The organism is Clostridium sp., assembly GCF_051654825.1.
GTDB lineage: Bacteria > Bacillota > Clostridia > Clostridiales > Clostridiaceae > Clostridium.
Genome location: NZ_JBOFYU010000214.1, coordinates 1 through 14,082, shown reverse-complemented (window position 1 = coordinate 14,082; position 14,082 = coordinate 1). Strand labels below are relative to the sequence as shown.

Sequence of the window (14,082 nt, the reverse complement as noted above, 5' to 3'; positions counted from 1 at the left end):
CATGCGGAAGTTTTGGGAGAGTATTTATAGTCCAAATTATATTACTGGATATAATCCCTTTATACTTAAAGATATGAATAAAGCTATTGAGTGTATGGTAGAAGCTGTTAACAACAGAAAAAAAATTGTTGTATATAGTGTACCTAATGTTGATGGATTGTGTGCAATTTCATCTTTAAGCCTGGTGCTTAAATATTTGAATGCAGACATTGAATATATAATTCATGAAAATGACACTAGTTCCTCAGCAATTTCAGTAAGTGACATTATTAATAATGTTAGCTTTTTGGGGGGGCAAGTTTTGATAACCTTGGGGATAGGGTTGAAATCAAAAGAGGAGGAATTGCTTTGTAAAAATCTTGGTATAGATTTGATTGTTTTGGAAAATAAAGAAATAAAAAGTGACAGTAATTACATATATATAAATCCAAATCAAGTAGGATGTCAATATAGATATAAAAATTTATCTGTAAGTGGATTGACTTTTAAGTTAATGCAAGCAATCGCTATATATTATAATATTAAAAGTATAAATAAGTATTTGGATTTGATTTTAATAGGAGAACAATGGGCAGGAGTACCTTTAAAAGGCGAAAATGCCATTATACTTAAAGAAGGTAGAAAGTTCTTGATTAATAGTAATAATCATGGCTTAAGAGCTATTATGAATTGTTATAACATAGTAACAATGGATGATGAGTGCATCTTAAAGATTATTGAAGTAATTACACCAACTATGAATGCGGTAAGAATTATGGATAATGCCCGTATTATTATAGAATTATTAACTACAACACAAAAAGAAAGAGCAGAACAAATAACTAAATATTTAAATAAGTCAAAGAAAACTATATAATTGTAGTATATTAATTATATAGTTTCTAAGTTTTTATTTTATAAATTGGAGGATTTTATATGAATCTTAAAGAAAAAATTAGAGTAATTGAAAACTTTCCTAAGGAAGGAATAAGCTTTAAAGACATAACAACAGCAATAGGTGATGGAGAGGCTTTAAGATACTCAATAGATGCTATGGCTGAATACTTAAAAGATAAAGAAATTGATGTAATAGTAGGGCCAGAAGCTAGAGGGTTTATTTATGGTGTTCCGCTTGCATATGCAATGGGAATAGGTTTTGTACCAGTAAGAAAGCCAGGGAAATTACCAGGAGAAACTGTATCTATAGATTACGCTTTAGAATATGGTACAGATACATTACAAATACACAAGGATTCGATAAAAAAAGGTCAAAGAGTAGCAATAGTTGATGACTTGCTTGCAACAGGAGGAACAATAGAAGCTGTAGCTAAGTTAGTAGAAATGGCTGGAGGAGAAGTTGTTTCGTTAGCCTTTGCAATAGAGTTAACTGAACTAAATGGTAAATCAAAGTTAGAAGGTTATGATGTTATGTCATTAGTTCAATATGATATCTAAATTTATTGAAAATTTAAAGTAAATATTATATAATAAAAAGAAAATGGCTGGTTTTTTAAACCAGCCTTTGATTTTAGAATTTACTAAGCTGAAGGAGAGATATCCTAATGATTACTAACCTGTTACAAAAAATTAAAGATAATTGTAACAATGTTGATGTTAGCATTGTAAAAAAAGCATATGATTTAGCTATAGAAGCACATAAAGAACAAAAAAGAGAATCAGGTGAGCCATATGTTATTCATCCAATTGATGTTGCGTGTATTTTAGCAGAAATGGGGATGGATACTAGTACTATAGTAGCAGGATTGCTCCATGATGTAATTGAGGATACTCATTATACATATGAAGATATAAAAGATCTTTTCAATGAAGAAATTGCAAACTTAGTGCAGGGAGTTACTAAATTAGGGAAGATAGAATATAAAACAAAAGAAGAGCAGCAAGCAGACAATGTAAGAAAGATGTTATTAGCCATGGCTAAGGATATTAGAGTAATTATTATTAAACTTGCAGATAGATTACATAATATGAGAACTTTAAAATTTATGAAAAAGGAAAAACAAAAGCAAAAGGCAAAAGAAACCTTAGATATATATGCTCCTCTTGCTCATAGATTAGGTATCTCTAAAATCAAATGGGAGTTAGAAGACTTATCTTTAAGATATTTACACGAAGAAGAATATTATGATTTAGTAAAGCAAATTGCAGAGAAAAGAGTTGAGAGGGAAACTTATATAGCAAATACTATAAAGGATTTATATGAGAAATTAGAGGATGCAGGTGTAGATTCTGATATAGAAGGTAGACCGAAACATTTTTATAGTATTTATAAAAAAATGGTTAATAAAAATAAAAGCATTGAGCAAATGTTTGATTTAACTGCTATAAGAATTTTAGTTAATTCAGTTAAGGATTGTTATGGCGTTTTAGGTATTGTTCACACTATTTATAAACCAATACCAGGAAGATTTAAAGACTACATTGCAATGCCAAAGCCTAATATGTATCAATCATTACATACAACTGTAATAGGGCCACAAGGTAAAACCTTTGAAATTCAGATAAGAACATTTGAAATGCATAGAACTGCTGAATATGGTATTGCAGCTCACTGGAAGTATAAAGAAGGTGATTCTCATGAGGAAAAGGAGAAAACCTTTGAAAGTAAGCTTGTATGGTTAAGGGAAATGTTAGAATGGCAAAAGGAAACCTCTGATGCAGAAGAGTTTATTGAAGGCTTTAAAATAGACTTATTTACAGATGAAATTTTCTTATTTACTCCAAAAGGAGTAGTTATAAATCTGCCTAATGGAGCTACACCTATAGATTTTGCCTATAGAATACATACAGACGTAGGTAATAGATGTGTAGGTGCAAAGGTAAATGGAAAAATAGTACCTTTAGATTATAAGTTGAAAACGGGTGAAATAGTAGAGGTATTAACATCCAATTTTGCCAAGGGTCCAAATATGGATTGGCTTAATATGGCTAAGAGTAACCAAGCAAAGAGTAAAATAAGGCAATGGTTTAAAAAAGTTAAGAAAGAAGAAAATATTGATAAGGGTAAGGAACTTTTTGAAAAGGAATTAAAAAAGCAAGGCGTAGTTTATTCGGAAATTGCAAAAGGCGAAACTTATGAAAGATTACTTAAAAAATATAATATTAACAATATGGAAGATTTATATGCAGCTATAGGTATTAGTCAAATATCAGCTTCATCTTTTATATCTAGATTAAAAGATGAAAATATAGTTGAAAAAGTAACTCATGAATCAGTTAATAAAAGTATTGATGAAAAAATTGCAAAGTCTCAAAAAAGTAAGCCAGAAAATAATTATGGTGTAACTGTAAAGGGGCTAAATAATTTAATGGTTAGATTTGCAAGATGTTGCAATCCAGTTCCAGGTGATGAAATTCAAGGTTATATAACAAAGGGAAGAGGCGTGTCAGTTCATAGAGCTGATTGTAGCAATCTAAAGGCATTAATTAACTATGACGCAAATAAAGTAGTAGAAGTTGCTTGGGGTAAAGCAAAGGGAGCTGCATATGTTGCTGAAATTCAAGTTAAAGCTGAAGATAGAATAGGAATTTTAACTGATATTATGGTTATAATTACAGAAGCTAACTTACCTTTAAATGCATTAAATGCAAAGTCATCAAAGGGAAATGTTGCAATTATTAATATTAAAGTAAAAATAGATTCTATAGAGCAATTAAAAGAATTAATGCGAAAAATAAGAAGATTAAAAGGCGTTATGGATGTTTATAGAATGAATAACTAAAGGAGAAATAAATTTATGAGAGCAGTTGTTCAAAGAGTATCATCCTCTAGTGTTGTAGTTGATGGAGTTTTAGTAGGAAAGATAGAAAGAGGATTAAATATCCTTATAGGAATTTCTAAGGATGACACAGAAGAGGATTTATTATATATAAGAGATAAGGTAATTAATTTAAGAATTTTTGAAGATGAAAATTCAAAAATGAATAAATCCGTAATAGATATTAAAGGTGAGATACTAGCTATTTCTCAATTTACCTTATATGGTGACTGTAGAAAGGGAAGAAGACCTAACTTTATGGAAGCTAAAGGTGGGGAAGAAGCTAAGGATTTATACGATAGATTTATAGAGCTACTAAAAGAGTCATCCTTAAAGGTTGAAACAGGTGAGTTTGGAGCAGACATGAAGGTCGATATACAAAATGATGGTCCAGTTACTTTACTTTTAGAAAGCAAAAAGAATTTTTAATATTGGAGGGTATTTATGATAGTAAAAACATTACCAGTGGGGTCTTATCAAGCAAATTGTTATATAATAAAAGATGAAAATAGTAATAAAGCAGCAATTGTTGATCCAGGAGCTAATGCTGAATGGATAATAAAATCTTGTGAGGAAGTAAATGCAGAAGTAGATGTGATTCTTTTAACTCATGCCCATTTTGATCATGATGGTGCTGTTGAAGAGTTAAAAGCTAAGTATAATGTACCTGTTTATATGCATAAGGAAGAAGAAAATTACATGAATATTGATACATCATCAGTATTTGGTAAGCTAAGTAAGGTTTACGAATTTATAAATGATAATGATACTATTAAAGTAGGTACATTAGAATTTAAATGTATTCATACACCAGGACATACAAAGGGTGGAATGTGCTTCTTAGTTAATGATAAGGTATTTACAGGTGATACATTATTCCAGGGGTCTATAGGAAGAACAGATTTTATAGGTGGAAGCTTTGATGAGATAATTAAAAGTATTGAGGAAAAATTAATGGTTCTTGATAAAAATGTAGAGGTTTATCCAGGTCATGGTCCAAAATCTACTATTATTTTTGAAAGGATGAGAAATCCTTTCCTAGCGTAAGGAGAAAAAATGGAAGTAAAAATCACATTAAATGATTTAAAGTACAGATATGATGTTTATCAAATGTTTAATATATATTTTCCCCTACATGAACTTAAATTTCTTGATGATGGAGAATATAAGGTTAATGTTTTAGAAAGTAAAATTAATTTTAGATATGGTAACTTTTATAGGGAAGTACAAATTGGAGATAACTTAAAGGATGATCTTAAAAGAATAGTTTTTTCTTCTCTTAAAGATATTACAGGAGATTATTATCCTTGGGGTATATTAGTGGGTATTAGACCATCTAAAATAGCTTTAAAGTATCTTGAAGAAGGAAAAACAGAAGATGAAATAGTAGATATCTTTAATAAAAAGCATTTGGCATCAGAAGAAAAAGCAAGATTATGCATAGAAGTAGCAAAAGCAGAAGAAGGATTTGTAAACAAAGATGAAAAAAACATAGCAATTTATGTTGGAATGGCATTTTGTCCTACTAGATGTTTTTATTGCTCCTTTGCAGCAAATCCAATAGGTGGAAACAAAAAACTTGTTAATCCATATATAGATGCTTTAATTTATGAAATAAAAGAAATGAAAAAATACGTTCAATCTAGAGGATTAAAAATAGAATCAGTTTATTTCGGTGGAGGAACACCTACAGCTGTAAATAACGAAGAATTTGAAAATTTAATGAAAGAGATATATACTGCTTTTATTAAAGAAAAAAATGTTGTAGAATTTACAGTAGAGTGTGGAAGACCTGATAGTATTACAAAAGAAAAGTTACTTACTATGAAAAGGTATAATACTACTAGAATAAGTATAAATCCACAAACAATGAATGATGATACTCTTAAAATGATAGGAAGAGGCCATGATTCAAATGATGTTATAGAAAAGTTTAAATTAGCAAGAGAGTTAGGCTTTGAAGATATTAATATGGATATGATTATAGGACTACCAGGTGAGGGACTAAAGGAAGCGCAAAATACTGCAAAAGAAATTTTAAAACTTTCTCCAGATAGCTTGACAGTTCATGGATTATCTCTAAAAAGAGCTTCAATTCTTTATGAAAACTTTATTCTAAAAAAAGGAATACAAATAAAGCAACAAAGTGAGTTATCCCATATGTATGAGGAAAGCAGAACATTAGCTAAAGAGTTAAATTTAGCACCATATTATATGTATAGACAAAAAAATATGGTTGGTAATATGGAGAACTTAGGGTATTCTAAAAAAGGTAAGGAATGTATTTATAACATTCAAATGATTGAAGATAAGCAAACAATTATAGCACTTGGTGCAGATGCTGTATCTAAAGTGGTATTCTTAGAAGAAAATAGAATAGAAAGATTTGCTAATATCAAAGATGTTAGAGAATATACAACTAGAATTAAGGAAATGGTAGATGGAAAGCAAAAGCTTCTAGATACTCTTTACTTAAAGTAGGAGGAGAATAAAATGGAAATTCAAGCACCTAAGGGTACTAAGGATATGCTTCCTCAAGATGCTTATAAGTGGCACTTTGTTGAGGAAACATTTAAAAACACTGCAAAATATTATGGTATGAGAGAAATAAGAACACCTATTTTTGAACATACAGAATTATTTAAAAGAGGTGTAGGAGATACAACTGATATAGTTCAAAAGGAGATGTATACTTTTAATGATAAAGGTGATAGAAGTGTTACATTAAAACCAGAGGGAACTGCACCAATAGTTAGAGCATTTATTGAAAATAGATTATTTAATGAGGCACAGCCTACTAAGCTTTATTATTCAATACCATGTTTTAGATATGAAAATGTTCAAAAAGGAAGACTTAGACAATTCCATCAATTAGGGACAGAAGTCTTTGGTTCTAAGGAACCATCAATGGATGCAGAAGTTATAGCTTTTGCTATGAATGTATTAAAGAATTTAGGTTTAAAAAGCTTAAGCTTAAATATAAATAATTTAGGGTGTCCAAAATGTAGACCAAACTACAATGAAGCCTTAAAAAAATATCTAGAGGAAAATCATGATAACTTATGTGAATTATGCAAAAGCAGATTTGATAAGAATCCAATGAGAATTTTAGATTGTAAAAATAAAAATTGCAATAGCATAACAAAAAATGCACCTATTATATTAGATTTTATGTGTGAAGAATGTGATACACACTTTACAGATGTTAAAAAATATTTAGATGCGTTAGGTGTACCTTATGTAGTAGACCCAGGAATAGTTAGAGGTTTAGATTACTATACTAAAACAATATTTGAAATCTTAAATGATGATTTTACTGTTTGTGGTGGTGGTAGATATGATAAACTAATAGAACAACTTGGAGGACCAGAGATGCCTTCAGTTGGATTTGCTATGGGTGTTGAAAGATTAATAATGACTTTAGAAAAAGAAGGAATAGAAATTCCTAATGAAAGACTATTTGATCTTTACTTAGGAGCAAGAGGTGAAGATGCAAAAATTGCAGCATTTACTTTAGCTAATAAATTAAGAACAGTTGGTGTAAAGACTGAAATTAACCATATGGGTAGAAGTGTTAAAGCTGAAATGAAATATGCAAATAAGATAGGTGCAGCTTTTACAACAATTTTAGGTGACGATGAACTTCAAAATAAATCTATAAGGCTTAAAAGAATGAGTGATGGAGAACAGTTTGAAGTGAATTTGGACAATATAGAAGAAATAGCAAATGTGCTAAAGTAACAAGGAGGAAAATTACTATGGGTGAGGCTTTAGGTGGCTTAAAAAGAACCATGATGTGTGGTGAAGTTAGAGAAAGCAATGTTTCTCAAAGAATTACACTTATGGGGTGGGTTCAAAGAAATAGAAAATTAGGAGGTCTTCAATTTATTGATTTAAGAGACAGAGCTGGAATTATGCAAATTGTCTTTGGTGAAGAAATAAATGCTGAAGCTTTTGAAAAAGCTAAAGATGTTAGACCAGAATACTGTATAGCTGTTACAGGAGAAGTTGTTTTAAGAGAAGCTCCAAACAACAATATGCCAACAGGGCAAGTAGAATTAAAATGTGAGAGCATAAAGATTCTTTCAGAATCAGAAACTCCACCAATATATATAAAAGAAGATTTAGATGCAGCAGAAAGTATAAGACTTAAATATAGATATTTAGATCTTAGAAGACCTGATATGCAAAGAATTTTTATGATAAGAAATAGAGCATCAAAGGCTGCAAGAGATTTCTTAGATAACAATGGATTCTTAGAAGTAGAAACACCTATGTTAACTAAGAGTACACCAGAGGGAGCAAGAGATTACCTTGTACCATCAAGAAATTATCCAGGAATGTTTTATGCACTTCCTCAATCACCACAAATATTTAAGCAATTATTAATGGTATCAGGATTTGATAAATACTATCAAATTGCTAAATGTTTTAGAGATGAGGATTTAAGAGCTAATAGACAACCTGAATTTACTCAAATTGACTTAGAAATGAGCTTTGTTGAGCAAGATGATGTTATTGCATTAAATGAAGGTTTAGTTTCACATATATTTAAAGAAGTAGCAGGAATAGATGTTAAGCTTCCAATAAGAAGAATGCCATTTAAAGAAGCTATGGAGAAATACGGTTCAGATAAGCCAGATTTAAGATTTGGAATGGAAATAACAGACCTTTCAGAAACAGTTAAAGATGTTGAGTTTAAAGTGTTTAGTGATGCTTTAGCTAATGGAGGATCTGTGAGAGCTCTTTGCGTTAAAGGTGGAGCTTCAATGGGAAGAAAAGATATTGATAGATTAGGTGAATTTGTTAAGACATATAAAGCTAAAGGCTTAGCTTGGATTGCGCTTAAAGATGAAGAAATAAAATCACCAATAGCTAAATTCTTAACTGAAGAGCAAATGAATGGAATAGTAGAAACTATGTCAGCAGAAAAAGGAGATATAATCTTAATTTTAGCTGATAAAAATTCTGTTGTGTTCCAAGGATTAGGTGCTTTAAGATTAGAATTAGCTAAGAAGTTCGATTTAATAAAAGATAAAAATGAATTTAACTTCTGCTGGATAACTGAATTCCCATTATTTGAATATGATGAGGAAGATGGAAGATACTATGCAGCTCACCATCCATTTACATCACCTATGGATGAAGATATTCACATGCTTGAAACTGAACCAGGTAAGGTTAGATCAAAGGCATATGACTTAGTATTAAATGGAGAAGAGTTAGGTGGAGGATCAATAAGAATTCATGATTCTAAACTACAATCAAAAATGTTTGAAGCATTAGGATTTACAGAAGAATCAGCTCAAGAAAGATTTGGGTTCTTAATTGATGCATTTAAGTTTGGACCACCACCACATGGAGGGTTAGCATTTGGTTTAGATAGAATGGTAATGTTCTTATCAGGAACTGAAAACATTAAGGATGTAATAGCATTCCCTAAAAATCAAAATGCTTATTGCTATTTAAGTGAGGCTCCAAATATAGCTGATGAAAAGCAAATAGAAGAATTAGGTTTAGTTATAAATAAAATAGAAGAAAATTAATAAAAAAGGCAGGTTTTAATAACCTGCCTTTTTTATTGGGAGAAAAATATAAGTAAAAGTTGTAACAATATAATTATAGGTACGCCAACTTTAAATTTAAGGTGTCGTGTTTTATGGTTAAATGTATTCATGCCTAGATAAATTCCTATAGAGCCACCTATAATAGCTAAAGACATTAAAAAGTTTTCAGATATTCTCCATTTGCAATGGATAGCTTTTTGCTTGTCTATATACATAACTATAAAAGAAAAAATATTAATTATTATAAAATATAACAACAAAAATTTCAAAATATCACTTCCTTTAATATAATTGTTTAAATTATTATACTATGAATTAATGATATAAACTAATAAAAATACGGAAAAATTATAAAAATATTGCATAAATATTAAAAGTTTTAATTAGTTATTAATAATAAAAGTGAAAAATTAACAATAAAATTAGGGAAAAAATGTAGAATTAGTATATTAAACACTGATGAAGGTTAAAATAATGTAAAAAAACCAATTAAATTATAAAAAGTATATTCCTCTTTCATTAATTTTATGATATAGTGTATAAAAATACACTATTAAGTGAACAAGAGATAAAGAGGTGGTTTAATGAAAAAAAATGAATATGGGCTATTTACAGCAATTGGAATGATTGTTGGGATAGTAATTGGATCAGGAATATTTTTCAAAAGTGATAATATCCTTGTAGCAACAGGGGGAAGCATAGCTCTAGGTGTTTTAGTATTTTGCATAGCAGCAATCGGTATTATATTTGGTAGTCTTTCAATTTCAGAGCTTGCATCACGTAATACAAAAGCAGGGGGAATAATTACATATGCTGAGTATTCTTATAATAAAGCAGTAGCATGTGCACTAGGATGGTTCCACACATTCTTATATTACCCTACATTATTAGCAGTAGTTTCATGGGTTGCAGGAATATACATATGTATGCTTTTTGGGATAAATGGAACATTAGAAGTTCAAATAATTATAGGACTAGCTATCTTAGTTATAATATTTATTATGAACGTTCTATCAGCAAAGTTAGGTGGATACTTCCAAAATGCTTCTACAGTAATAAAAGTTATTCCATTAATTCTTATTGCTATAGCAGGAATATTTTTTGGAGAACCTTCAGCAATTGAAGTTAGTGATATTACAAATATGCAATCATTTGGTTGGATAGCAGCAATTGCTCCAATAGCATTTTCTTTTGATGGATGGATAGTATCTACAGCAATTGGTCATGAAATAAAAGATTCAAAAAGAAATCTTCCAAAAGCTTTAGTTATAGCACCTATATTTATACTTATTATATACCTTCTATATTTTGTTGGTATAAGTATATATGTTGGACCAGAGACAGTAATGTCACTTGGTGATGCTCATGTTGATTTGGCAGCAAATAATATATTTGGTCCAATGGGAGCAAAGATAATTCTTACTTTTGTAGTAGTTTCAATAGTTGGGACAGTTAATGGATTAATGATGGGTTATACAAGATTACCATATTCATTAGCAATTAGAGGAATGTTCCCTAAATATAAAACATTTTCAAATGTAAATGAAAAGCTAGGAATGCCATTACAATCATCAGCAATTGCTTTTATTATAAGTGTAGTATGGCTAGCAATTCATTATATAACTCAAAGATTTGGATTACTTCCAAATTCAGATATATCAGAAATATCAATAACAATAAACTACGTTCTATATATTCTTTTATATGTAAAAGTATTTAGAATGGGATGTAGTGGTGAAATTAAGGGTATATGGAAAGGTAAGATTAATCCAATCTTAGCAACACTAGGATCATTAATAATATTATTAGGAAGTATTAGTAATCCATTATTCTTTGTATATGCAGGAATTTGTTTAATAATTTTAATATCAGCAATTGTATTTTGGAGATACCAAAGTGTAAAAATTGATGAAAGCTTATAATATTTAGTTAAATATCTATAATATGCTCCCTTTATAGTAAACAGTTTAAATAATAGAACTGATACTATAGAGGGAGTATTTTATTTAAAATTATTTTTTAAAATAAATATGAGTCTAGTTATTAGTAAGTATTTTTAGAATGTAAAAGTTACTAACATTAGAATAATGAATTCAAAATATGGAAATAATTATAGTAAGTATAATTATTAGGATGTGATTGAATGAATAGATTAACATGTAATGTTAGAAAGTGTAATCATAATTTTTTTGGTATATGTGATATGAATAAGGTAAATATCTCAGAAGGAATAAATAATAATATAAGTGAAAATAATTGTATTAGCTTTGAAAAAAATAGAATTTCTAAAATAGTAAAAAGACTAGGAAATATTGATTTATATACAGATAGATTAAAGTTTGTAGAATATGGAGACTTCAGTATAAAACTTCCTGATATAGAATGTAATGTTATAGAATGTGAATATAATGAAAATAAAAGTTGTATATCTAAAACTGTTATGATTAATGGATTTAGAGCAACATCATGTAACGGAACTAATTGTTTGACTTATAAGAAAAATCTAAATGAAATAAATGGTAAAAAAATACAAATTTAATATTGAAAAATTCTCTCCCTGCAATTAGAATAGTATATAAAGGGTAATTTTATCTGTATGGGAGGGCGTATGAGAGGAATTATTGTATTTGGAGAAAAGGGGTCAGGAAAAGATACTGCAGCTACTTTAATTAGTAGTTATTCAAAAAAAGAAAGTTATTTTTTTAATATAGGAGACATAGTAAGAAGCATGTCACCAGTATTTAAAGCAACAGATAAATGGAATAATAATAAACGAGGATTTTTTATTGATATAGCAAAAAAACTTAAGGAATATGATATTAATTTTTTAAATCTTTTTATTAATGGAAAGATATTAGAAAAGTTTAATTGTAATAATTTTGAAGAGATAAAAGAAGATAAACTTATAATAATAACAGGTGGAAGAACTGATGAGGATTTTGATTATTGGAAGGAAAAAGGCTTTATTACAGTAGGAATTCATTGTGATGAAGAAATAAGGCAAGAAAGATTAAAAAATAGAGATGGATATTTTCAAAATACTGTAGATTCACTAGAAGAAAATACTAAGAATAACATAAAAAGATCTGATTTTGTAATAGATAACAGTAGTACAAAAGAAAATTTAGAAAATCAAATAGCTACATTTGTAAGAGAGCTTTATAGATAATAAAGTTGACCCCACTAGTTTAATTTCTAGTGGGGTTATGTTATTATAAGCTAAGTTATAAACAGAAATTTTAACTTTTGGTGGATTTTTAAGTACATCTAAAGTTTAGAATTCGTTATTAAGAGGCGTGTTAGATTTTCACTCACTCATCAAGAAGTGGGAATGAATAAGAGTTGCTAGCCGTTAGATAAAAATAAATTGTAAGGAGTGTAATAGTGATTAATAGAGCTTTAGAAGTTTTAGAAAAATATTATGGTTATAAAAGTTTTAGAAAAGGGCAAGAAGATGTTATATTAAACATTTTAAATGGAAATGATGTTTTAGCTATAATGCCAACTGGTGGAGGAAAATCTTTATGTTATCAAATACCAGCTTTGCTTTTAGAAGGGGTAACATTAGTAGTTTCACCTTTAATATCTTTAATGAAGGATCAAGTTGATACTATAAAGGAAATGGGTATAAACGGAGCTTATATAAATAGTTCATTATCAACATTAGAGTTTAATTCTATTTTAGATGGAATAAAAAACAATAAATATAAGATTATTTACATAGCGCCAGAAAGATTAGAATCTAATGAGTTTATCGAAGCAATAACAAGATGCAGAATAAGTCAAGTTGCAATAGATGAAGCTCATTGTATATCTCAATGGGGTCATGATTTTAGGTCAAGTTATAGAAGAATTACATTTTTCATAGATAAACTAGTAGAAAGACCAATTGTAACAGCATTTACAGCTACTGCAACAGAAGAAGTTAAAAATGATATAGTAAGACTTTTAAGACTTAGAGAGCCGAAAATATTTTTAACAGGCTTTGATAGAGAAAATTTAAATATAAATATAGTGAAAAATGGTAGCAAACTTATATACTTACTAAACTTTCTTGAAGGTAATAAGGGGAAAGCAGGAATAATCTATGCAGCTACAAGAAAAGAAGTATCTGCTGTATGTGAAAAGCTTAAGGAAAGAGGATATTCAGTGGGCCAATATCATGCTGGACTATCTGATGAAGAAAGAAGGTTAAATCAAGAGGAATTTATCCATGATAGAATAGATATTATGGTTGCTACAAATGCATTTGGAATGGGAATAGATAAACCTAATATTAGATATGTTATTCATTATAATATGCCTAAAAATATAGAAGGTTATTATCAAGAAATAGGTAGAGCAGGAAGAGATGGCGAAGAGAGTACTTGTATTTTACTTTTCACACCAAGTGATGTTCACACTCAAAAATATTTAATTGAAATGAGTGTAGAAAATGAAGAAAGAAAAATTAGTCAATATAAAAAGCTTCAGCAAATGATAGATTTAGTTTATAGTAATGGATGTTTGAGAAGCTATATTTTAGAGTATTTTGGCGATGATAAGGTTAATGATTGTAATAATTGTAGTAATTGTTTAAATGATGGAGAAGTAACAGATAAAACTATTGATGCTCAAAAGGTTTTATCATGTATATATAGAATGAAAAGAAGCTTTGGAGCAACAATGGTAATAGATGTTTTAAGAGGATCAAAAAACAAAAAGGTTCTTCAATTTAGCTTTGAAACCTTAAGCACCTATGGAATAATGAAAGATTATTC

The 14,082-nt window shown here is 29.1% G+C and carries 13 protein-coding genes; 12 read left to right on the top strand and 1 reads right to left on the bottom strand.

The window, feature by feature from the left end:
• Nucleotide 1 precedes the first annotated feature (1 nt).
• The 8 genes from ACRDBA_RS12435 (at nucleotide 2) to aspS (ending at nucleotide 9,301) form a co-directional block, all read left to right on the top strand.
• Nucleotides 2–856 carry a DHH family phosphoesterase gene (locus tag ACRDBA_RS12435; RefSeq protein WP_438573242.1) on the top strand — a complete coding sequence of 285 codons (855 nt, stop codon included), beginning with the start codon at nucleotides 2–4 and terminating at the stop codon, nucleotides 854–856.
• Nucleotides 857–915: 59 nt separating this feature from the next.
• On the top strand, nucleotides 916–1,434 hold the full coding sequence (locus ACRDBA_RS12430) for an adenine phosphoribosyltransferase (protein ID WP_438573241.1): 519 nt from the start codon (nucleotides 916–918) through the stop codon (nucleotides 1,432–1,434).
• Between the two features lie 107 nt (nucleotides 1,435–1,541).
• Nucleotides 1,542–3,719 (top strand): RelA/SpoT family protein, encoded by a 2,178-nt coding sequence (locus tag ACRDBA_RS12425; protein WP_438573240.1) that lies wholly within the window; start codon nucleotides 1,542–1,544, stop codon nucleotides 3,717–3,719.
• Between the two features lie 15 nt (nucleotides 3,720–3,734).
• Nucleotides 3,735–4,184, top strand: a complete 450-nt coding sequence (gene dtd, locus ACRDBA_RS12420) for a D-aminoacyl-tRNA deacylase (protein ID WP_438573239.1) — start codon at nucleotides 3,735–3,737, stop codon at nucleotides 4,182–4,184.
• A gap of 15 nt (nucleotides 4,185–4,199) precedes the next feature.
• Complete coding sequence (locus ACRDBA_RS12415; RefSeq protein ID WP_438573238.1) at nucleotides 4,200–4,802, top strand: MBL fold metallo-hydrolase; 603 nt, start codon at nucleotides 4,200–4,202, stop codon at nucleotides 4,800–4,802.
• A 9-nt stretch (nucleotides 4,803–4,811) separates the two neighbouring features.
• A complete protein-coding gene (locus ACRDBA_RS12410; RefSeq protein WP_438573237.1) occupies nucleotides 4,812–6,236 on the top strand; it encodes a coproporphyrinogen III oxidase in 1,425 nt (474 codons plus the stop codon).
• A 12-nt stretch (nucleotides 6,237–6,248) separates the two neighbouring features.
• Entirely contained in the window at nucleotides 6,249–7,496 is a 1,248-nt protein-coding gene (hisS, locus tag ACRDBA_RS12405; protein ID WP_438573236.1) for a histidine--tRNA ligase, read from the top strand.
• Between the two features lie 17 nt (nucleotides 7,497–7,513).
• Nucleotides 7,514–9,301, top strand: coding sequence for an aspartate--tRNA ligase (aspS, locus tag ACRDBA_RS12400; RefSeq protein WP_438573235.1), 1,788 nt, complete (start codon nucleotides 7,514–7,516; stop codon nucleotides 9,299–9,301).
• A gap of 32 nt (nucleotides 9,302–9,333) precedes the next feature.
• On the opposite strand, the gene ACRDBA_RS12395 is transcribed toward aspS, so the two are convergent.
• Nucleotides 9,334–9,579 (bottom strand): DUF1294 domain-containing protein, encoded by a 246-nt coding sequence (locus ACRDBA_RS12395; RefSeq protein WP_438573272.1) that lies wholly within the window; start codon nucleotides 9,577–9,579, stop codon nucleotides 9,334–9,336.
• Nucleotides 9,580–9,906: 327 nt separating this feature from the next.
• On the opposite strand from ACRDBA_RS12395, the gene ACRDBA_RS12390 reads away from it, so the two are divergent.
• The 4 genes from ACRDBA_RS12390 to recQ all read left to right on the top strand — a co-directional run.
• Nucleotides 9,907–11,244, top strand: a complete 1,338-nt coding sequence (locus tag ACRDBA_RS12390) for an APC family permease (RefSeq protein ID WP_438573234.1) — start codon at nucleotides 9,907–9,909, stop codon at nucleotides 11,242–11,244.
• A 221-nt stretch (nucleotides 11,245–11,465) separates the two neighbouring features.
• Complete coding sequence (locus ACRDBA_RS12385) at nucleotides 11,466–11,861, top strand: DUF1540 domain-containing protein (RefSeq protein WP_438573233.1); 396 nt, start codon at nucleotides 11,466–11,468, stop codon at nucleotides 11,859–11,861.
• A 69-nt stretch (nucleotides 11,862–11,930) separates the two neighbouring features.
• Complete coding sequence (locus ACRDBA_RS12380; protein WP_438573232.1) at nucleotides 11,931–12,491, top strand: AAA family ATPase; 561 nt, start codon at nucleotides 11,931–11,933, stop codon at nucleotides 12,489–12,491.
• Nucleotides 12,492–12,706: 215 nt separating this feature from the next.
• Nucleotides 12,707–14,082, top strand: a 1,376-nt coding sequence (recQ, locus tag ACRDBA_RS12375; protein ID WP_438573231.1) for a DNA helicase RecQ, incomplete at its 3' end; no start/stop codon positions are given.